The sequence below is a fragment of the Fischerella muscicola PCC 7414 genome, assembly GCF_000317205.1.
GTDB classification, from domain to species: domain Bacteria; phylum Cyanobacteriota; class Cyanobacteriia; order Cyanobacteriales; family Nostocaceae; genus Fischerella; species Fischerella muscicola.
On the sequence record NZ_AJLK01000152.1, the window covers coordinates 26,997 to 49,259 of the forward strand.

A 22,263-nucleotide genomic window follows, 5' to 3' on the forward strand; every position below is an offset into this window, starting at 1 on the left:
AGATCATTTATAGATAAAAATCTATGCTTCATGCTCTGAGTCGACGAGCAATTGCGAACACCTCACCACTCAATGGGCAACTGAAGCTGACTTATGCAAGACGGCATAGTCTTGGGAAGTAGTAAGGATGAACCATATGCCATAACTTGTCATTTTTTCGTGTTGAGAATTTGTGTGAAAATGACAAAAAAACATCTGATACACCTCATATGTTTGCTACTGGATGCTGCTATATCCTCTGCTCGTAATAATCTACAGCGCTAGCCTCAGAATTAACCCCGGTGCAACCGGGGTTAATTTTTACCCAATTTTATGGGCGAGATTCACTGTTTCGGAATGGCCACCATGTGACTATAGTGACATAGGAAACGTTCAACCCAGCCCCAGTCCCACTGGGGTTTTCCTTATGAAAGCATCAATCCTAGCGCCAATTTGTAATAACGTCAATCTATCATTTTGTCTAATAAATTCTACTTCAAAGCAGTTTTAGGTTTAAAGCTTGCTAAGCAATAACACTTTGCTTCTAATAAATTATTGCCTGTTATAACAATATTTACTAGTGAAAATCTTCATTTTAATATTTGACTTAAGTTTTTAATTATTAGGATATTAGTAGCTGCATGAATGCGAATTCATACAGCAAATATATGATACTTGATGTTTTAGCCTTATGATTGCAGATAACCTATTTATAGGAATTTCGGCTAATTATACTAATTCAATTAATGATTGCAACACATCCTTGGATAAAGACGCGATGAATCATCCTTGGATAAAGACGCGATGAATCGCGTCTCTACAAGATGGCATATATGTCGCATTCTTTTGGCAAATTGGTATTAATTACGGTATTATGCTTGGTTGTTGGGAATTGGGCATTGGAAAATCATCAGTATCTTAATTACCAATTATCAATTACCTGTTACCTACACTCCTTAACAGATATGATACGCCCTCAAATGGACATGATATTAAGGTGAAAAAAATAAGCAGAAAATAAGAAATAGATAAAATAAGACTAAATATTATTTTTGAAACCTCTTAGCTTATTTGTGAATCCCAATTAAGTATTTCAGCAATTTGTTTGGGCAGTTTAATTGGGTTGAAAGGCTTGGCGATCGCTCCAACAATTCTCATCTGTTTAAGCTGTTGATCTGAAAACCAGCAGGCTTTTGCGGTGATCAAAACAATTGGAATAGGTTGGATAAGTGGATGGTTTCTAAATTCTTGAATAACCCCAAGACCATCTGTTGCGAGCATTGGCATATCTAGAAGAATAGCATCGGGTCTTCTGATCAATAATGCTTCTTTAAGCATTAAAACTTCCAGCCCTTGACTGAGAGAGGAAGCTGACAGCACATTCCAGCCACCAAGACGACTTAAGCAAACTTGCAAAATCGCTCGGACAGAAGCTTCGTGATCGATGAGTAAAATGAGCTTACCAGACATGACTGAATTTACTTTAGGTCGCTCAAGAGGGCATCCGAAGGGGGATTTTGAAGATGGATTAAACTCTGTCACTGGGTTTTTCTAGGATTAAATTACTCTACACAGAAGAATAAAACCAAAAACTAAGACACTTGTAAGCAATTTCTAAAACCAGTTGATTATCATTATCGCATAATTAGCTATTTTTGCTTTCTCAAGCTACCAGCCCAAAATTGTATTCACCTGATTCCAAACTGTCATGGGGTCAAACGGTTTGGTGATCACACCAGCCACTCCCATTTTGGCAAAGCGTTGGCTATCGCTCGGTAACACCTTAGCTGTAAGCAGTATAACTGGAATGGATCGTGTCGCTACATCTGAACGAAGGCGATCATATACCTGAAATCCATCCATATCTGGCATCGACACATCTAAGAGAATAGCGTCTAGGGGTTGTTCAGTTTTTGCTTTGAGTAATCCTTCCTCACCTGACTCAGCCAAGAAAGCTTGCCAGCCTGCAAATTTTTCCAGGGAGATTTGAACTACTCTGCGAATGTCTTTTTCGTCATCTACAATTAGGACGCGTTTGATCATGCCTCCGCCTCTCCCCTCCTGAGTGGCAATGTGAAATAAAACGTACTTCCTTCTCCCAGCACACTCTCCACCCAGATATGTCCACCATGTTGTTCAACAATGCTCTTGCAGATGGACAATCCTAGCCCAGTTCCCCCTTTTTGACGAGAATCAGAGGCATCAACTTGCTGAAAGCGTCCAAAAATGCTTTCGAGCTTTTCTGGAGGAATGCCACGTCCTTGATCTTTAATGGCAAAGAGGATATGGGAATTAGGCAAGTGGGGTGATGGGGTGGTGGGGTGGTGGGGTGAAAAGTTTCTTCCTATCTCTCCATCTCCTCTTCTCCCCATCTCCCTATCCCCCCATCTCCCCATTTGTTTATTTAATACTTCGGTACTTAACCAAACTGTACCACCTACAGGTGAGAACTTAATAGCGTTACTTAACAAATTGATTAATGTTTGCATGATCGCATCTGGGGCTGCCCAAATTTGCATGTTGGGAACCATGACAGAAATTTCCACCTCGGCTTCTTTGGCGATCACCTGCACTGTCTCAATGGCTTGCTGTACCAGATCAGCGATTTCGCATGTTTCCATTACAAGTTGGGTTTGGCCAGACTCTAGTCGTTCGAGATCGAGGATGTCGTTCACCAAACGCACAAGGCGATCGCTGTTATTAAAAGCTATTTGCAGCAATTCTTTGGCTTGTTCGGGTTCATGATCAAAGACACCCGTTTCTAAAATTCCCAGAGAACCGCGAATGGCAGTTAATGGCGTGCGGAGTTCGTGACTCACAATCGAAATAAATTCATTTTTCATGCGATCAACTTTGTAGCGATCGCTAATATCTTCAATTTGAGCAATAAAATAGAGCGGTTGTCTGTGTTGATCTTTGACAAGCGACACATTCAACAGAATATGGATCACATCTCCTCGCTTGTGTAGATATCGTTTCTCCACCTGATACACAGGAATCTCATTCGCCAACATGCGTTGCATGGCTTCTAAACTAACCTCAAGATCATCAGCATAGGTGACATCCATAAAAGTAAGAGCGAGCATTTCTGCTTCGCTGTATCCGGCAATTTCACACAGAGAACGATTTACCTTGAGAAATTGTCCCTGCATTGAAACTAATGCCATACCGATAGGCGCAGCATCAAACGCCTTACGGAATCGCTCTTCGCTCTCGCGCAGGGCTTCTTCGGTTTGCTTGCGATCAGTGATATCCAACGATGTACCGATCAGTTTGATTACCTGTCCTTGGGCATTCACTAGTGGTTCTGCACGAGAATCCAGGTAACGAATTGAACCATCCGGCAGCACAATTCGTAGATCAAAGGCGTAGGGAATTCCCTGGGTAATTGCCCGTTCAACATGTTGTTGTAGCACCTGTCGATCCTTAGGATGAACCCTTTCGAGCAGTTCAGCAAAGCTTGGTTCACCTTGAGTTGGTTCTATTCCCCAGTGATGGAACGTTGTTTGTGACCAATTGATCTTCTGACTTTGGAGATCAAATTCCCAACTGCCGATTTGAGCAACTTTTTGAGCCATTGCCAGATGTGCTTCACTTCGGCGCAATGCTTCTTCAGTCTGTTTGATATCGGTGATGTCTATGCCGACGCCATCCCAAACTATCTGACCATCCCGCAAGCGTCGGGGCGTTGAGCGCACATCTAACCAGATAATGTTTCCTCGTAAGGTGCGAAACCGCATCTGCATCTCAAAAATGCACAGCGTTTTTAGAGATTTCAGGGCTAACTTTTGTCGAATACTTTTGTCTTCTTCATGGATTAAGCTTCTGAGAACATTCGCATCCTGGATAATTGCTTCTGGCTTCAGCCCAATTAGGTCTTCAATTCCGGCACTAATGTAGGAGAAGTAAGCTCCTTGGTCTGGAACATAAACAATTTGGAAAATGAACCCTTTAGGCAAATTGTCCCCGATCGCCTGTAGTATTGCTTGGCGTTCCTGCAACACTAATTGCATCTGTTTGCGTTCAGCTAGTTCAATTTGTAACTGCTGATATAGATCTGCTTGATGAATGGCGATCGCTAATTGGTCACTGATTTGCTGCAAAAACTCTGCCTCAGATGCTTCCCACTGGCGGTAGTCGGAGCAGGCATGAACTATAAGCAATCCCCAAACTTTGGTTGAAGAATCTTCCAAGGTTTGGACAATGGGCGCAACCACTTTTGATTTCACCCCAATTTGCTGCATAAACTCAACCAGACACGCCGCCCACTCATCCTTGGCCACATCTGGTAAAATGCGAGGATTCCCTTGGCGATAGTACTCATAGCAGTCATCTGGGAAACATTCATCGACCCAGCGCATTTGATATGTCATGGGATACTCTGGAACCACGGCTTCCTCGATTATCTGTCCCGAACCATCTTGATTTAAGCGGAAGATCAATACGCGATCGGTCTGGAGAGTTTGCTGGACTTCGACTACTGTAGTTCTCAAAATTTGTTCCAGGTCGAGTGATTGACGAATGTGCTGAGTAATGGTAGAGAGTAGGCGTTCCTGTTCTGCTTGTAATTGCAAAGACTGCTCCAGTTTCTTCCGCCTGGTAATGTTGAAGCAGCTGCCAATCAATCGATAAATCCGCCCATCTTTACTTTGCAGTGGACTCAGGTTAGTAATCCACCAGCTTTCTTTGCCTTTAATTACTAGACGCTCTTCATAGGTGATTCGTTTTCTTGCTATGACGCAGGCACGATAACGAGCAGTCACAGCCTCTGCATCTTCTGGTGACAACACTTGTGCGGGGGTTTTGCCAGCAACTTCTGCTAGTAAAAGTCCAGACATACGCTCGTGGGCGGGGTTAATGCCAACATAGCGAAAGCTGCCATCTTCTAGCACATCAACGATAAACACCCCAGCAGCAATGCCTTCATAGATACTGCGTAAAAACTGTTCACTTTCTCGCAGCGCTTCCTCTACCCGTTTGCGGTCAGTAATATTCCGCGCAATGCTCAGAACTGTTGCAACGGAACCATCCTCAGCCAATTCCGGAACCAGACGACAAAGCCAATAACTTATTCCTTTAGGACAGGGAAACTCAGTTTCATAGTTCTGCTCTTGTTTGGTCTCAAACACATGCTCTAAGGCTGCGTGCCATGAGTTGACAATGGTTTGAGGAAAACCCATTTCTAACCCAGTCTTACCAATCCACTGTGCTGGCGGAATGCCTGTTTCTAGCTCAACACGAGGATTGACATAGCGGAAGCGATACTCTCGATCAACTCGAGAAATCAGATCTGGGGCATTTTCCACTAATGCCCGAAATTCTTGCTCCCGTTGGCGCAAAGCTTCTTCAGCACGTTTACGCTCAGTGATATCTTCTGTTAATCCGATGTAGCGTAAGAGGTTTCCTGTTTGATCAAAAATTGGAAACACTTCGGCAAACATCCAGCGAATTGTGCCATCCGATTTAATAATCCGATATTCTCGCTGAGCATGTTTGCCTTGATACTGTTGATCGAGAGACTGCAATACTGATGGGCGATCATCTGGATGTACCGCCTCTAGCCAGGATCTGGGATTTTGATAAAGGCTCTCACAAGTTAGTCCGTAAATTTTTTCATACCCAGGACTAATATAAAGAAACTGTTGAGAATCGGCAGACCAGACAAAGAAAAGTTGGTTAATATTTTCTGCAATCTCACGAAATCGCTCTTCACTTTCTCGCAGGGCTGTTTCGGCTCTTTTGCGTTCAGTAATATCTCGAATCAGCCAACGTAGAGCAATGAGTTTTTGGGCATCACGCACAGGAGCAACTGTAATTTCAACAGGAAAAGGCTCACCATTTCGGGGTTGCAGGCTTAGTTCCCAGGTTTGTTTATCTGGCGGCAAGGATAAATTATTTAATTGCGTACGAAATGCTCGCCGAGCAGATGCTGGAATAAAACTAATTAAGAGTTTGCCAGCTAAAAATCTCAATTCTACAGAGAGTAGCGTTGCGATCGCATGGTTTGCTTCTAAGATTCTCCCTTGTGCATCTGTAACTAGGTATCCATCCGGGGCAAAGTTAAACAAATCTCCATAGCGCTGTTGCTCAATCAGCAACTGGTGATTCTGTTCTTCCCGTTCTTCCTCAAGTACCTGTAGATTCTCGAGAGTGCGTTGCAACTCCTGATTTACTGCTTCTTGGTTAGTGCTGTATTCTTCTAATTGCTTGTAAGCTGCCTGTAATGCTTGCTCTGTTTGCTTACGAGCAGTAATGTCAACTCCAACCATAGTCACAACCCAGCAACCCCCTGTTTGATCCCAGCGAGAGGCCAAGGTTTCGGCGATCCATCGTAGAGAGCCATTTTTGTGATAGAAACGATACTCCACTGTAATCGTTTTTTCTTGGGGGATCGCTGCAAACGCTTGTTCATTAACAGCTGCCACATCTTCTGGTAGAACCCGTGATGACCAAACTGTCCCAGTTAATTCTTGGGGAGAATAACCAAAAACTGTTTCACAACCTATGGAGCGATAGTCATTTTCCCAAGTATGATCAGGGTAAACACGGAAACAGGCAATTGAGGCTTGGGCGGAGTTGAGAATATCATTGAGTTTCGCTTTCGATGCTTGCAACGCTTCTTCCAGTTGCTTGCGATCGCTAATATCTTGTCCAATTCCGACTGTCCAACCATTACTAAGGCGGATATTTGCCCAAGTCGTATCCACGTAGCAACCGTCTCGACACCTGGTTTTGAAATCTTGCCATTTTCCAGTTGCAGCTTGAATATGTTCCACAACCTGCTGACGTTGTTCCAAATCGGGATAGCATTTTACTAACCAGTCACTCTCTCGAAGTTCGCTCAAAGACCAACCCAGAACACGCTCATATTCCCGGTTAATTAATACGGTTTGACCTGTTTGATCCCGAAGTTTCAACATTACAGGCATGTGGTCAAACAGCGTTTGCAAAATTTCGTGCTGCTGCTGTAGTTTTTCTGTGCGTTCAGCAATTTGAGCTTCTAGAGTTTGATTATAGTTGGCTAAGAGTTTCTGTGCTTGTTTGCGTTCGGTAATGTCAGTAAAAGCCGCGATCGCATAAATGACTGTGCCTGTCTCATCAAAAATGGGAGTTGTCAAAACCTCCAAAGGCACAGTTTTATCGGCTTGACGTAACTCCATATCATCAATTTTGACAGATTCACCCGCTAAAGCGCGCACGATGGGCAGTTGGTCGATGGGGTAAAGCTGATCACTTCCAGCCTGATAAACTTGAAAAACCTGTGATAATTGCTCTGTTGTGACTTCTAATTGAGCGGTGATCCCCAGTAACTGCTGTGCCTTCAGATTGCTGTAAATGAATTCACCATTGGTATTGTGTGCTGTCACTCCTATCGGTATTGCCTCAAGAATCTGATTTAGTCGATGCTCTCTGGCGCGTAATTGTTGTTCACTTTCACGCAACTGAGTGTACAGTTTGGCATTGTGAAGTGAAATTGCTGCTTGTGCAGATAGTAGTTTTATTACTTTTAATTGCTCTTTTGTAAATACCCCATTAGTAATATTATTTTCCAGATATACTATGCCAAGCAATTCTTCTTGATGAAGCAGTGGCACACACAAAATTGATTTAGTTTGATGTTGTTGAATATAAGTATCATTAATAAAATTGCCCTCACGGGTAGCATCATCCACAGCTACACTTTCTAAAGTCTGGATCACATAATCAATCACCGATACAGGTAGGTGATCCGCAATCGGCAGGGACTGTAACACCCTGATTTGCCATACAGGTGTTGCTAAATGATCCTCATTTGTGGTAACATCTGCTGTGCCAGAGGCTGCAATCACCCATTTTTCTGTGCTTGTTGATGCTGTTTGGCAAGGCAAAATTAAATAACCCGTTTGTGCTTCAGCATTCTCAATCAAAATTTTCATCAAGACACTGAGCGATCGCTCTAGTTCAATTTCACTCGCAATTGCCTGATTTGCTCTAATAACAACTTCTAAATCCGTTGAAGTGCGGCTGTTGGCTGGTGAGAGTTCAGATAGTAACTGGGGATATTGTGTTTCTAACTCTTTTATTTTTGCCGTTGCATCTAAGCGTATGTAAGCGTAGTGTGCCTCTTTTATGTAATTCTGAGCAAACCTGAGCCTACCCCGTTCGAGATAAAACTTCGCAGCTAATTCATACGCTAAAGCTTCTGCTTGCAGAGATCCATTTGCTTTTGCTGTATCGATCGCTTGTTCATAATATTCTTCTGCTACAGTGAATTTACCCAGAACTTGCGCTTTCTCTGCCTCAGCCAGTAAGTGTGATGGGGATTTGCTCATGTTCTCCTACACTTGGATACACAAGGAAAATGGGAGTTGCGGGGATTTGAGTTGGAATAGCCATGTCAAATAGGGAAACTATACGGTGAATTTATTTACAAAGGATACAAACAGTAGGTATTACACCCTCTTGCCTTTGCAGTATAAAGTGCTTGATTAGCAGTCGCAATCAAATTTTTATAAGATTTTTCTGGGGTCGGTATAGAACCTGTGATACCGAAACTTAAGGTGATGTTGCTATTTGTGGTCAAGGATGGATGAGAAATTTGCAGAGTAGCGATCGCCTGCTGAATTCGCTCTACGACCTGCAACGCACCATCCAAAGACGTATCTGGCAAAACAATCATAAATTCATCTGCACCAGATCGGGCGACTAAATCGCGGCTAGGGTCAATGCATTGGCAAATCGCTTGGGCTACTTGTTGCAAACAAGTATTCCCAGTGTGATAACTGTAGTGATCATTATAAGCCTGGAAATGATCGATATCACAGATAATTAAACAGAGCCAACTTTGTTTGTGGATGAGGCGTTGCCATTCTTGCTCGAGGAATTCAGCCAAATAGTGACGACTTGCCACTTGAGTTAATAAATCAATTTTTGTTTCTTTTGGAGATACTTGCAATTGCTGTTGCTGGCAGTGCAGCAGTTGTTGTTGCATTCGAGTTCGTTCAATCCGGCTTAGTACACGAGTCACGAGTTCTGGTCCAACGATAGGCTTAGCAATGAATTCATCTGCTCCGGCTGCAAACACTTGCTGAATAGAGCTAGTACTAGTATGAGCAGTAACAACAAGTACGGGTAAATCTGCGTATTTTGAGTCTTGCCGCACAACCCGACACAGTTCAAATCCATTAAATTTAGGCATTTCCAAATCTAACAGCAGCAAATCTGGTTCGGTAGAGATTAGCACTTGCCAAAACTGCTGCGGATTGCAAACACATGTCACCTGAACTCCCCAAGGTTGCAACAGAGCTGTTAAGGCTTTCAGTTGTACCGGGTCATCATCAACAATCATCACTTTGGCATTGGGAATGGTGGGTGATGGCAAAATTTTGGCGATCGCCTCAAATATTTCATCTGTAGTGGTGGGTTTAAGAAGATAACGACCATTTTCCCAACGAGCAACGGTAATTCGAGTGTCTAAACTATCTTCCTCAGCTAGGGTAAGCACTGGAATTGCCGGAAAATGTACTTTTAACTTTTCCAGTAAAGTTAACCTCGCCGCCATGGAATTACGATCAAAACTAACTAAAACCACACTAGGGGGATTGTTAGCGATTTGATGTAGTGGAGTTGACTTGTCAGCAATCTCGATTTGCAGTCCTCGCATGGGTGCGGCTTGTCGTAGTGATTCACACAACAGATGGTCATCGTCAATCACCAATACTAAAGGCATGATCCCCGCTTGTGGCTGGGAGATTGCAGCAGAGACTGGTGGCTGATCAATTTCTTGCTGCAACTGCGCTAGCAGTTGTAGAAATTGGTTCAATTCTTGCTTACCAAGTTCGGATTTCTCTCTAAATAGGTGTTCAATGGCCCGTGCTAACTCTGAGCCTTTAGCATATCCAAACGTCCCTAAACCGCCTGCTAATCGATGTGCTTCGTCGATGACATGTTCTCGTTGTGCAGAGTCGAAATTGTCATTTTGGAGCGATCGCGCGGCTTTTTCCAAAACATCGATTCTTTCTGCCAACGAAGCCTGAAAATCCTGTGCTACCTCCTCAATCAGCTCTAAGCCCTCTGGCTCCAGATCAGTCTGTTTCTCATCTTCCGATTCTGCTTGATCTTGTTTCTCTTGTATGTTTCCGCTTGGCGCAACCTTTAATCGGTATCCCAAACGATACACTGTCTCAATTAGCTCCTCCATCATGCCCGCTGCTTTCAGTTTACGTCGCAGGTCTTTAATTAAGTTCGTCACCGCAGCATCTGTAGGTGATTCATCAATTGACCACAGGTGATCAATAATGGCGCTACGGCTAAAGATGCGTTGAGGATACCGTAAAAAAAGCTCTAGTAAGCTATATTCCTTGGGGCTAAGGGTAATGAGTTGTTGCTGATAAGTTACTTGAATCAAGTTTGGATCGAGACACAATTTTCCCCATAGCAGAACTGAAGAAGACATTGCAGTTGCTTGACGACGCAACAAAGCACGAATTCGCGCTATCAGCTGAGAGGGTTCGCAGGGCTTTGTTACATAATCGTCTGCTCCCATATCTAGACCAACAACAACATCCTCGTCAGAGTCTTTTGCTGTTAGCATGAGGATTGGGGTTTGGCATCTCTGCTCACGTAACTTACGACATATACTCAATCCATCGAGTTTGGGAAGCATAACATCCAGCACGATGACGGCGTACTCTCCTTGGATAGCTAATTCCAATCCAAGTTGACCGTCTGTGGCAAGGTCGACGGTATATCGATAGGCTGTCAGTGTCCTTGAGATAAACTCACCTATAGATAGATCATCTTCAACTAATAGAATTTTCATGAAGGACTAACCTTCACTTACAAGGAATCATACAAAATCCTTAAGGATTTATATAATAAATCCTACGATCATAAATCTATCTATGGAGTTATTTTTACTAGTAATCTCTAATACATTTTAAGCAAAGAAAGCTTTCTACCAAAGGAAAAGAGATAGTTACTCAGGCAGTTTTATTTTAACAGAGAAAATAAAACATAAGTAAACTTTAACTAAAGGTTAAGATAAAAGTTCTAGAGCTTTGAGCGTAATCGAACAAAAATCTAATTTGACCCTGTTGCGATCGCAACAGGGTGAAGGCGCATAAATGAACACAAGAGATTTAGTAGTTCACCAAATTGATTTGGACAGTTTGGCTAGATCCCCGACTTCTTAAAGAAGTCAGGGATTTTGTCTCTCATGAATGATTTAGGAATGCTATATCAATTTACTACATCATATCGGAGCAAATAATTAAAGATAATTCAATAAGCAAAGCTGGAGAAAAAATCATAAACTTTTTAACACTAAATATAACTGTTTGCTCGGTGTATTTATTGATCTGGAATCACATATTATTGTTTAACGAGAGAAAAATTATTGATTAATTACCTTACTATAAATTGTTAATTTTCACTACAGTGATATATTTGAGTATCTTAAATGAATCAGATATAAATGAATCTTACAACTAAGTTTGTAGAATTAGAACTTGATATTTTGAATCAGCTCTAAGATTATTAATTGTTTAACTTTAAGTTTCTCTAAACAGAGCAGTTGAAGTTAGAATGAGCGTGGAAGTAAAAATGAATTAATCTAGATGAATATATCAATTTAAGTAGATACGCATCTATCTACAGATATATGGAAAACCAAAAAACAAAACGTATTCGTGGTGTCATCTTAACTGCCGTAGGACTAAAGCGTTTACAAGCTGCGATTGAGTTAGCAGAAATACAAGAAAATAATGGAGAACGTTTTACTCAAGAAGAACTCAGCGAGCGGATGAAAGTATCTACAAAAACTATCAGCCGCCTATGGTCTCTGACTACTGGACTAGACCAGCGTACTTTGAAATTTTGCTTCAGTGCCTTTAATCTTGATTTAAGAAAAGAAGATTACACTTGTTCAGATAAAAGTGGTGAATTTAATAGAGCATTTGACTATATCCATCTTTTGGATAACCAAGAAGCCGTAGATATTTGTTCTAGTCAGCATCATGTGGTTGAAGCACAACGGCGACAAATCCAAAATTCCACAAAAGATTGTAGTGTTTACCAACCTCTGGCTACTGTTCTGAAATATCCTAGCGGCCCTGTACCCCTAGATTCGATATATTACATTCCTCGCCCTCCCATTGAAGAACTGGCTTATCGAGAAATTACTCAACCAGGATGCGTAATTCGCATCAAAGCTCCTAAAGAAATGGGAAAAACCTCCCTCATGTTCAGGATTTTGGCCCGTTCCAAAGCTTTGGGTTATCGGATTGTCACTTTAGATATCAATCAAGTTGATGTCGCCATTCTCAGCAACCTTGATAGATTCCTGCGATGGTTTTGTAAAAGTGCTTCTGTGCAATTGAAATTGGAACCCAGGTTAGATGAATACTGGGATCAAGAAACTGGTAGCAAGGTAAGCTGTAGCTTATACTTCAAAAACTATCTACTGGAGTCTGTTGATACTCCTGTGGTTTTAGCATTAAATGAACTAAACCGAGTTCTTGAATACTCTGAATTAGCTCAAGAGTTTATACCTCTGTTACGTTCCTGGCATGAGGAAGCTCAACAAGAGGAGATATGGCAAAAACTAAGGCTCGTCATGACTTACTCTACAGAGTTTTACATACCCCTAAATCTGTGCCAATCTCCATGCAACGTGGGGCTACCATTACAGTTACCTGAGTTTACTCACTCACAAATCGAGGAATTGGCAAAACGTCATGGACTCAATTGGCAGTACAAGGAAACTGAACAATTGATGGCAATGGTTGGTGGACATCCAGCTTTGGTGCGGATTGCTCTTTACTACCTTTGCCGTCAAGAAATTTCATTATCGCAACTGTTGCAACAAGCAGCTACAGAAGTAGGAATTTATCGCACTCACTTACGGCGGCTACTGGTTATGCTGCAAGAAAATCCTTACTTAGCTGAAGCTTTTGCAGTCTTAGTCAGTTCAGAACCCAGTATTTACCTAGAACCAACGATTGCTCATCAATTAGAGAGTATGGGGTTGGTGAAGTTTCAGATGGATGGTGGAATAAGCATCAGTCGTGAATTGTATCGCATTTACTTTAGTAAGCACTTGTCTAACGGCAGACTTCGGGTTATCCACTCCAGCAATTCCAGACACAAATCTGTTACCTCAAGTTCAATCTAGTTGTTTATTTCGCACCGCCTTGCTACTGCAAACATCCCCCTGATGGGGATTAAAAATTGCAGCAATCGCGTCTTGGTGTGAGGATGCGATCGCACAATTCATTATTTTGTTTAGCCTTCAGAGTTGGAGCATTATTTTTCTCTTCTCGTAGTAAGAAAATAGGGATAATAGCGATCGCGTCTTGGTGTGAGAATGTGATTTCTCGTCACCGGGATAATTACTACAAAATCACATCCTGTAACTTCGCCACCATTTCCGCCCGCGCCGAAACTCCCAATTTGCGAAACATTCTTTTTAAGGCTTGCTTCACCGAATTTTGGGTAATAAAAAGCTTTTCGCCAATTTCCCCATTGGTTAACCCCTGGGCTACCAACTCAGCAATTTCTAACTCTCGTGGTGTCAGGCGACCAACTAAGGGGGAATTGAAGGTTTTTGGTTTCGCCCTCAAAGTCGCAAGCTTGGCTGACAAATGCAAACACAAAGCACTCAAATCAGCTAAATCGTTGGCGTCAAAAGGAGGATGACCGTCAGCGCGGGCGAGGTTAAGCGTCCCTACCAGACGACCATCACAGACAATCGGCCCACTCATGACGTGGGCGTGGTCTTGGCGTGGGCAAATATCTTGCCAGTCTCCAGGGGCTAAAATTAATTGTTCATGGGCGGGTGCATGGCGTTCAACCACATAGCGTCCGACTGGATTTCCCTCTAAACAGACCTCCGGAATCTTTTGTACCTCAACGTTTTCTGCTGTAGACAGGTCGTCACACAGATATAAACCCCAACGTTCGACACCAAAATGCTCCCCGACTGTGTTCGTCACAGCGAGTCGTAGTTCTTGTTCATTATTTGCTTTAGCGATCGCATCAAGTAAAGTGTGGAGAGAACTAACCATAGAGTGTACCCACTTGGGGACTAGGCGGGCTTGAGAATTACTTCTATGCTAGCTAATAGTAGCAAAGCTAAAAAACTAACATAAACTAACAAATATAGGAGAAACCAGTGACTGCAACACAAGTATCTGCTCAAGAACTCTTCCGCGCTGCCTACGAGAACCGTTACACTTGGGATCATAATTTCCCTGGATACACCGCAGATATTACCTACAAACAAGATGAACAGGTATTTACAGGCAAAATTCGCGTTAACGCCAATCTCAAAGCAGAAGTATTTGAAGTAGAAGATGAGCAAGCCAAGCAGGCGATTAATCATCAAGCTTGGGAAATAGCAGTTCATCGTATCCGTCGTAGCTTTGAAGAAACCCACGGTGCCAATACTTTTAGCTATGGTGATACCGATGAGACAGGCGCTGTTGAAATTATCGTTGGTGGTAAGTCCGCAGGCGATAAATACAAAGTCCGCAATAACATAGTCAGCCTTGTTCATCGTCATATCCACGGTGTTGTTGTCACAATTAACACCTTTAGTGTTCATGATACCGGAGAAGGCTACCTCTCTCACACTTATGACTCCGTATATCACGATCCGCAAACGGGCGAACAAAAAGGTGGTAGGAGCGAATTTGAAGATCAATACGAAAAGGTTGGTAATTACTTTATTCTGAATCGCCGTTTCATCAGCACCGATACCAAGAACCAACCCTCTGTTCAAGAGTTTATCTTTTCTAACATCCAATTGTTGGAACCTGTTGCTGCTTAAGTCGTTTCATCAACTGCATCCAAGATAATTGAATAAGGTAGGAGTTAGAAGGCAATTAGTGGGGGATTCAGAGCCCCACTAAATCGAATTTAGTTGTTTATCTATAGCAATCCTATCTGCAAAAGTGAAAATTGAGAGAGCCAGATCCCCGACTTCTTAAAGAAGTCAGGGATCTTTTTGTTCGCTATAGTTATGGTATCGTTTCGTAATTATGCAAGGTAAATTTTACTTCTAAGATTAATCTCTCTCTTTGAATCGGAATAGTTCCCTTATGAAAACAAAATGGATCTTCTACAAATCCAACCCCTGCTCGTTCGCAAATAGTGAGAATATTTTCTGAGCCATAATAGCTAATAATATCCTTGTCATCTGTTTCTCTGAGTAAAGAAAACTGATGACTAAGCTTTTTTCTCTTATGGCTACTTTTAACACAGACATGAGGACTACTATGTAGATCAACATTTGTTAAATAAAACATAAATTTTAGGCACCAATAGTCTTCCAAATCATAATGAAAGCAAAAAAAACTCTTGGCACGCTCCTCCACTTCTTTTTTTTGAGGAAACGTCCACCAAATTTTGCTTATAACATTTGCAGGTTTTTTTTCAAAATATTTTGTAGCAATAGACCATAATTTGGGATCATTTTCCAGTTTTTTGATAGCCGGACAAATTGAAGAAATATCGAAATTATAACCAGTTATGAAGTCTTTTCCGTGTTTCTGTTCTTCTTTTTGTTTTTCAGCAAGATAAAAACTGAATTGTAAATTGGCATTACCAAAGTAAGTTATATGTTTAGAACAGTTTATTATTTCCTGCAAGATATGTTCAGGCAAGTTAAGACCCAAATATATACCCTCTTTTTTGAGGGTATCAACAATATCGTTTACTTCAATATCTTCAAAAATAGAATTACCTTCATATCTTAGAATCGTTTTTTCTTTGCAAATAAATTGCACAAAATAACGTATAATATGAATACGGCTAAAGCAAAACATGAAAATATAATCAGGCTTTTTAATGGCTAGATTTAAATAATAGAAAAGCCTGCGCTTAAATTTTAATAACAGTTTTTGAGAAAGGCTTATTGTTGTCATATTGCCTCTTGTATTCTCAGTAGTTTTAATCCACAGGAATCCTAAATAGTTTTTGAAAAAGCATTATCAGCCCTTTGGGCAAGGCAAAAGGCAGAGGAGCCAGTGCGGTGGACGGGTCTCCCGGCATAAAGCACCTGGCATCACCCAGCTTGGCAGAAGCAAAGAAAAGAGTTCTGAATTATTTAAAAGATATATAATGTTAAAAATCACATACTAAATTTACAATCAACACATAAAAAGCGTATAAGGAATTTATAAGAGAAATGTAAGAAAAAACAGTGTTGTTGAGATGATTTCTAAGATCGACTTGAGCTATTTTGAAGGGTAAGACAACAGCTATAGGGTAATGACATTAAGACTCAGCGGAAAGCAAGTTAATATATAGGTTTGAATGATTAGCACATTTGTATAGCTAATACCGATAATTTGCCCAAGCGTGTCCAAATCCTCAAGCACAAATTTATCTAAAGTTGCTGAATCAAATTCAATTGTGCGATCGCTTCACAGTGCAATATCTCAGATAAATCAATCAAACGTTTGCAGGACAGGCGTTTTCACTTATTTGAAAAGATATAGAATTTGGACTTTCAGCAATCTGGTAATTATTACATTTTGTAAATACGCTTGCTTATTAATATTTATTCTCAATAAACTTGATTCTAAATCATGAACTGTTGCTTATTAAGCTCAACAGATTCAGCAGGGTGCAATTCCATTTGCAAAATCTGCTTATGGATTGAGTTCGTTTTTGTATAGTTAGGCAGAATCTTCCACGGCTCAATTGTGTTTCCTCTCAACGTCCAAGCAAACAAGTAAATAGCTTGCTTGTAAATACCTTTACAAGCAAGTATTTCCTTAGATTAGGACAAATAAATTTTGATTATTACTAGCAATAAGGAGTAATCAGCTAGGCAATGCAAACTTACGATAATCCCAAAGTCAAATATGATTGGTGGGCGGGTAACGCTCGTTTTGCCAACCTTTCTGGCTTATTTATTGGCGCTCACGTCGCGCAAGCAGCCTTAACAACTCTCTGGGCGGGGGCTTTTACCTGGTTTGAACTTTCACGCTATCAACCAGATATACCAATGGGTGAGCAAGGACTAATATTATTGCCTCACTTAGCTACCTTAGGTTTTGGTGTGGGAGTAGGTGGTCAAGTTGTCGATACTTATCCCTATTTTGTAATTGGAGCCTTACATATCATTTCATCAGCCGTTCTGGGTGCAGGTGCGCTTTTCCATACTCTTAGGGGGCCTGAGAACCTGAAAGACGCAACAGGTCGTGCGCGTAAATTTCATTTTGAATGGAATGACCCCGATAAACTTGGCATCATTCTGGGACATCATCTACTTTTCTTAGGTGCTGGTGCTTTGCTACTAGTAGGAAAAGCCATGTTCTGGGGTGGACTGTACGACACCACAATTCATGATGTCCGGGTAGTTACTGAACCCACTCTCAACCCATTCGTCATCTTTGGCTATCAAACTCACTTTGCTAGTGTTGACAATCTAGAAGACGTAGTTAGTGGACATATCTATGTTGGCTTACTTTTGATTGCTGGCGGCGTTTGGCACATTCTTGTCAAACCTCTACCTTGGGCCAAGAAACTACTCATTTTCTCGGGTGAAGCAATTCTTTCTTACTCTTTAGGTGGTATTGCCTTAGCAGGTTTTGTTGCAGCTTACTTTTGTGCAGTTAACACCCTAGCTTATCCTGTGGAATTTTATGGGCCTGCATTAGAGATCAAGTTTGGTGTTTGTCCCTATTTTGCTGACACTATTCAGTTACCTTATGGAAATTACACTTCCAGAGCATGGTTAGCAAATACTCATTTCTTCCTAGCTTTCTTTTTCCTGCAAGGTCACTTGTGGCACGCACTACGAGCTATTGGCTTTGACTTCAAACGAGTTGAAAGAGCATTGAGTGCAATTGAAACAAGTTCGTAAAACATAATCTTGCAATCTATAAGTATGCCTAGAACTTTAGTTCTAGGCTGATAGCAAAAGTCATCTTCAGATGACTGTTTCTTTGGGGCATGAGATCCCAAATCAAAACTTATAAAATCCACATTCAAAAGGTATTGAACAGTGGCAATATCGACTGATAAAACCTTTGCAGCTAATACAAACTCATCTTGGTTAATTGGTAATGCTCGTTTAATAGATTTGTCTGGTCAACTATTAGGCGCCCATGTTGCTCATGCAGGTTTAATTATGTTTTGGGCAGGAGCAACTACCATCTCAGAAGTAACGTGCTTTGTTCCTGGCATACCAATGTATGAGCAGAAAATGACTTTGTTACCCCACTTAGCAACTTTAGGATGGGGTGTAGGTGCTGGGGGTGAAATCATTAATACTTATCCTTATTTTGTGATTGGTATTTTACATTTAGTTGCATCTGCTGTCTTAGGGGCAGGTGGTTTATTTCATGTTTTTCGTGGCCCAGAAATTTTATACATTAGCGGCGGACAAGTTGCCAAATTTCACTATGAGTGGAATGACTCGCAAAAACTGGGTTTAATTTTAGGACATCACCTGATTGTTTTGGGTTTTGCTGCATTCTTATTGGTTCTAAAAGCCATGTTTTTTGGAGGAGTTTATGATACCCATTCAGGAGATGTGCGTTTGATTAGTAACCCGACTTTAGACCCAGTCAAAATATTTAGTTATTTGGTGGGACTAAAAGATGGTAATTGGACTTTATTGGGAATGGCAAGTGTTGATAATTTAGAAGACGTTATAGGTGGTCATATTTGGATTGGTTTCATTTTGATATTTGGTGGTATATGGCATATTCTTGTACCACCATTTACTTGGGTAAGAAAAATTTTACCAATAGACAATGGCGAGGAAATTCTGTCTTATAGTTTGCTAGGTTTAGCTTTGATAGGTTTTATCTCGGCTGTATTTGTTGGATATAACGAAACTGTTTATCCAAAAGAGTTTTACGGTGATAATCGTGATGTTCTAGCAACAATTCAGTGTTTTTTGGGAATATTGGCACTGGCAGGTTATTTTTGGCATTATTGGCGTTCCCGTCAATTCAATTAGGAATTAGGAAACAAGAATAACGAATTGAATTTACACAAATATTTACTCAGTTTGAGGTGTTACTTACGAACTAGAAACTCATAATTTTTCTTTCCTCGCTTTCTGATTTTGACACTAACACTAGCTCAATAAAATTCATGCCTGCGGTTTACAACTGTTAGCTGCCGGCTATTTTTTGGGAAATTTAGAGGATGATTTATGCTGCTGAGTAAATTGTTTTGTGGTTTATGTGCTTGGGCAATTTTGATTTTGGGTTTTTGTAGTATCTTGGTATCAATAAGAAAAGGAATTAAGCATGTCAAGAAACTACATCAAGTACCTTGTGCTGGTTGTGTTTATTTCACCAATGATCATCGTCTCAAATGTACAGTCAATCCAATCGTAGCTTGTACAGAAGATGCTATAGGTTGTCGTGACTTTGAGTCAAAGCAGATAGTAACTGACGCACGCAAAGGACTAACAATTTCACAAACTTTGTCAATGTGCCAAAATCAAACTTCGGGCTTTTTTCCAAGCAGGAACAATTCTGCAAGCCGGATACATAAAAGACCGTAAACTCAAATCTTGCACCCACCTGATATCCCGCCTCGGAATAAATTCTGATGCTAAAAGCGTAAGTCAGTTAAAACTGACTTGGGCTATGATATGAGCCTTGAACTTCGGTTCAAGGCGTACTCAGGGCGAGGTGCTTCTTTTTCATACTTAGGGAAGAGGTATGTATGACCAAGAATATTGTAATTATTACAATAGGGTAAAGCACAAACGCTATTTGTAGCGCTCTGGGATAGTTATGAAAGAAATTGATACGCATAACAGAACTAGGGATGCCCAAATGCAAAAAACAACGCAGAACAAATTTGGCTTTGGGATGACTGATGAAGATTGGTTTAATTTAGGAAAATCTGATGCGTGGGCTGGACAACCCAAAGTGCCACCACAACAAGATGCTCAAGCTGCTAGCATGTACGAACTAGGTTATTGTGAGGGAGAGATTAAACGTGCGCCAATTGAAACTACATTAGCAGATCAGTAGTTAGAGATGGTCAAGCGATGCTGTATTTGTCTACAAGGAATCATTAATCCCTATTCGCTATTAGTTCCATGAACTGCATACACCAGCACGCATGAAAATACCTTATTCCTCTCCTTCTGCCCTTTGCCTTCTGCCTTCTTTACAAACTTGTCATTGCTTGTACTAACTCATCAGATAAATCAACTTTAACTTCTTGACATTTTTTAAATAAAACACCAGCTAAGAAGTAATAATCGCCAGAATAAAATGCCATTTTGTGCTTGCGTAATTCTTCGATGTGTTTTTTGACTTTGGGTTCAGAGCTATAGTAACCAAATTGCAAGGGTAAAATCAGAAAACTACTCACACAATAACCATTATTTTTGGCATGGTCAATTGTACTTTTGGGATTAGAAAAGCTAGAGATTAACAGTACAACATTTTCATAGCCGAGTGATAAAAGATTATTGGTAACTGTAGCTCCATCTATACCACCAAATAACAACGGCATGTAAATATCGTTATCTGGTGCAGGGATATAGGGTGGATTGGCAACAAGATACTGGGCTTCTGGTTGAGAAGACTCAAATAAACATGAGTTATGAATGACGTATTTGTGACCAAGATTATATTCGTCTATGGTTAAATTGGCGGCTTTCCAAGCAGAGGTGTTTAATTCAAATCCCTGGATGAGACCATCAAATTTATTTCTTAGTAAAGAATTGATGACCGGGCTACCATCTCCTGAGCCAAATTCAACAATACATTCAGATTTTTTACAATTTCTGAGAGCAAAATTTTCTAAGCAATTTGAGTAGAAGTTAGATTCTTCAGGGCAAAAAAATATGTCTTTCATTAGAGTTTAAGAGTATGTGCAATAGAGTAGTTGTAGGTAAGGCATATGCTTTACCTACTTGCAATAATTAGATTGAAAGTATTAATTGCAAAAATGAAGTTTAAGAAGCAGTTTCCTCTGCTTGACGTATGGCTTGTACAACAGCTTTAGCAGCGCGATCGCTCATGATTTTTTCTTGGTCGTACCCTAAGACTATTTCCCACGCATGATTAGGGTACATATCTGCTAAAGGTAATGCCACATCATCTAACATCCAGCGACCATGACGTTCATCCTCACGGATATGCAGTTCCCAATAACCCATTGCTGCATCAGATAATCCCAGACGTTGTGCTGCTGTCAGATAATTTCTGTAAGCCGCAGGACCAGCCACTTCAAAATATGTTAGTCCACCAGCGTAACGCAGATAATGACGCTTGCATTCTGTCATCAAAAAGTTGTGGTTGGCACAAGCTAATACTTGCCAAGGTACTAAGTCAAAATATGCTTCTGGTTCGGTGTTCATGCCAAACTCATTCAGCATTTGAGCAAAAAACGTCGAATGCTTGCGAGAGAAGCGACCGTTGCCGTACTCTTCTAGAAGTACCCGCACAAGTGTACATTGCACTTCATTGGCAGCACCACCAAGGATGCGGGAAAGGCGACTACCTTCAACTAGGCCGTCAAATGAACCAATCGCCAACAAATGCTGATAGCCAGCCTTACTCATTTGTTCACGAAGATAACGGCTTTCTGGAGATAATGGGGGATCTAAATCTTCAGCTGCACGGTCAATGAGTGCTTGCTTCACATCCAGTTGTTGCAATCCTACTACGTCGATTTGAGCAATTTCCCACTCTTGCCAAGCTGCTTCTATTTGATTGCGTACTTGATATAAATAGAGTGATCGCTCATTCGTATAATGCCGTAAATCATCATACCAAAATAAATTTAAGCGATTTATTCTGTATAGTATACGTTGGAGAAAGCGATGAGCTGCATCATCACCAGAAGCATTTTGGTAAGCTGCACTAATTGCTATAGAAAGTGCATCTTCAAACTCACTCCTGAGTGAGGGTTCTTTCTCCAGTTTTTTGTCTAAATTATCTATTGCTAACAGTTCTGTTAATTGCTGTTCAGCAGCTTGATAATTAGTAGCTTTTGTTACCCCTACATGATCAAATTCTCCCACTACAAAAGCGAGAGGAAATTTAACTAACTTGCTCTGCATAGATGATTTATAGCTTTGCCATCAGTGCGGATAATTCACACTTCATATACATACTTAGGTTCTCATTTTGTAGCTTTGTGTACCTCTCTCTGCGGTCATAAAGAAAATATAAAGTAGTAGTTCAAATATTCTACTCAAGGGGAGATGGGGAGGTGGGGGGCTAGGGGTCCCCACTTTGTGGGGTTGGGGGGCAATGGGGAACTCACCGGTCCCCACTCCCTTGGGGGAGTGGGGATTAGGGGCAGTGG

Annotated in this window: 13 protein-coding genes; 5 read left to right on the forward strand and 8 right to left on the reverse strand. The window is 41.0% G+C overall.

What is annotated here, in order from left to right; all coding sequences use genetic code 11:
- Positions 1-1,041: 1,041 nt before the first annotated feature.
- The 4 genes from UYI_RS0123990 to UYI_RS0124005 form a co-directional block, all read right to left on the reverse strand.
- On the reverse strand, positions 1,042-1,449 hold the full coding sequence (locus tag UYI_RS0123990) for a response regulator (RefSeq protein WP_016869222.1): 408 nt from the start codon (positions 1,447-1,449) through the stop codon (positions 1,042-1,044).
- Positions 1,450-1,647: 198 nt separating this feature from the next.
- Positions 1,648-2,022, reverse strand: a complete 375-nt coding sequence (locus UYI_RS0123995) for a response regulator (RefSeq protein ID WP_016869223.1) — start codon at positions 2,020-2,022, stop codon at positions 1,648-1,650.
- Positions 2,019-8,291, reverse strand: a complete 6,273-nt coding sequence (locus UYI_RS0124000) for a PAS domain S-box protein (protein WP_016869224.1) — start codon at positions 8,289-8,291, stop codon at positions 2,019-2,021. Before UYI_RS0124000 ends, UYI_RS0123995 begins: the two co-directional genes overlap by 4 nt.
- Positions 8,292-8,386: 95 nt before the next feature.
- Entirely contained in the window at positions 8,387-10,780 is a 2,394-nt protein-coding gene (locus UYI_RS0124005; RefSeq protein ID WP_016869225.1) for a response regulator, read from the reverse strand.
- Positions 10,781-11,620: 840 nt separating this feature from the next.
- Between UYI_RS0124005 and UYI_RS0124010 the strand changes: the two genes are divergently transcribed.
- A complete protein-coding gene (locus UYI_RS0124010) occupies positions 11,621-13,132 on the forward strand; it encodes an AAA-like domain-containing protein (RefSeq protein WP_016869226.1) in 1,512 nt (503 codons plus the stop codon).
- 220 nt (positions 13,133-13,352) lie between these two features.
- On the opposite strand, the gene UYI_RS0124020 is transcribed toward UYI_RS0124010, so the two are convergent.
- Positions 13,353-14,024 carry a LuxR C-terminal-related transcriptional regulator gene (locus UYI_RS0124020; RefSeq protein WP_016869227.1) on the reverse strand — a complete coding sequence of 224 codons (672 nt, stop codon included), beginning with the start codon at positions 14,022-14,024 and terminating at the stop codon, positions 13,353-13,355.
- A gap of 107 nt (positions 14,025-14,131) precedes the next feature.
- Here UYI_RS0124020 and UYI_RS0124025 point away from each other — a divergent pair, with 107 nt between their 5' ends.
- Complete coding sequence (locus UYI_RS0124025) at positions 14,132-14,788, forward strand: DUF3386 domain-containing protein (protein ID WP_009458101.1); 657 nt, start codon at positions 14,132-14,134, stop codon at positions 14,786-14,788.
- Positions 14,789-14,978: 190 nt separating this feature from the next.
- Here UYI_RS0124025 and UYI_RS0124030 read toward each other — a convergent pair whose 3' ends face one another.
- On the reverse strand, positions 14,979-15,884 hold the full coding sequence (locus UYI_RS0124030; protein WP_016869228.1) for a hypothetical protein: 906 nt from the start codon (positions 15,882-15,884) through the stop codon (positions 14,979-14,981).
- Positions 15,885-16,798: 914 nt separating this feature from the next.
- Between UYI_RS0124030 and UYI_RS0124035 the strand changes: the two genes are divergently transcribed.
- The 3 genes from UYI_RS0124035 (at position 16,799) to UYI_RS0124050 (ending at position 19,970) form a co-directional block, all read left to right on the forward strand.
- The gene (locus tag UYI_RS0124035) at positions 16,799-17,833 is read left to right on the forward strand and encodes a chlorophyll a/b binding light-harvesting protein (protein WP_016869229.1); all 1,035 of its coding nucleotides are present in this window, start codon (positions 16,799-16,801) and stop codon (positions 17,831-17,833) included.
- Positions 17,834-17,974: 141 nt separating this feature from the next.
- Positions 17,975-18,937, forward strand: a complete 963-nt coding sequence (locus UYI_RS0124040; protein ID WP_016869230.1) for a chlorophyll a/b light-harvesting protein pcb — start codon at positions 17,975-17,977, stop codon at positions 18,935-18,937.
- Positions 18,938-19,769: 832 nt separating this feature from the next.
- Entirely contained in the window at positions 19,770-19,970 is a 201-nt protein-coding gene (locus UYI_RS0124050) for a hypothetical protein (protein WP_026086140.1), read from the forward strand.
- 139 nt (positions 19,971-20,109) lie between these two features.
- On the opposite strand, the gene UYI_RS0124055 is transcribed toward UYI_RS0124050, so the two are convergent.
- Together UYI_RS0124055 and UYI_RS0124060 are read right to left on the reverse strand one after the other, a co-directional pair.
- Complete coding sequence (locus tag UYI_RS0124055; protein ID WP_016869234.1) at positions 20,110-20,805, reverse strand: class I SAM-dependent methyltransferase; 696 nt, start codon at positions 20,803-20,805, stop codon at positions 20,110-20,112.
- Positions 20,806-20,905: 100 nt separating this feature from the next.
- Positions 20,906-22,015 carry an iron-containing redox enzyme family protein gene (locus tag UYI_RS0124060; protein WP_016869235.1) on the reverse strand — a complete coding sequence of 370 codons (1,110 nt, stop codon included), beginning with the start codon at positions 22,013-22,015 and terminating at the stop codon, positions 20,906-20,908.
- Between the last annotated feature and the right edge of the window lie 248 nt (positions 22,016-22,263).

Excerpts from the sequence above, each read along its gene's own strand:
- UYI_RS0124035 (WP_016869229.1), top strand. The coding sequence starts at position 16,799 with ATGCAAACTTACGATAATCCCAAAGTCAAATATGATTGGTGGGCGGGT.
- UYI_RS0124000 (WP_016869224.1), bottom strand. The coding sequence starts at position 8,291 with ATGAGCAAATCCCCATCACACTTACTGGCTGAGGCAGAGAAAGCGCAA.
- UYI_RS0124020 (WP_016869227.1), bottom strand. The coding sequence starts at position 14,024 with ATGGTTAGTTCTCTCCACACTTTACTTGATGCGATCGCTAAAGCAAAT.
- UYI_RS0124060 (WP_016869235.1), bottom strand. The coding sequence starts at position 22,015 with ATGCAGAGCAAGTTAGTTAAATTTCCTCTCGCTTTTGTAGTGGGAGAA.
- UYI_RS0124005 (WP_016869225.1), bottom strand. The coding sequence starts at position 10,780 with ATGAAAATTCTATTAGTTGAAGATGATCTATCTATAGGTGAGTTTATC.
- UYI_RS0124030 (WP_016869228.1), bottom strand. The coding sequence starts at position 15,884 with ATGACAACAATAAGCCTTTCTCAAAAACTGTTATTAAAATTTAAGCGC.
- UYI_RS0123990 (WP_016869222.1), bottom strand. The coding sequence starts at position 1,449 with ATGTCTGGTAAGCTCATTTTACTCATCGATCACGAAGCTTCTGTCCGA.
- UYI_RS0124010 (WP_016869226.1), top strand. The coding sequence starts at position 11,621 with ATGGAAAACCAAAAAACAAAACGTATTCGTGGTGTCATCTTAACTGCC.
- UYI_RS0123995 (WP_016869223.1), bottom strand. The coding sequence starts at position 2,022 with ATGATCAAACGCGTCCTAATTGTAGATGACGAAAAAGACATTCGCAGA.
- UYI_RS0124050 (WP_026086140.1), top strand. The coding sequence starts at position 19,770 with ATGCAAAAAACAACGCAGAACAAATTTGGCTTTGGGATGACTGATGAA.
- UYI_RS0124055 (WP_016869234.1), bottom strand. The coding sequence starts at position 20,805 with ATGAAAGACATATTTTTTTGCCCTGAAGAATCTAACTTCTACTCAAAT.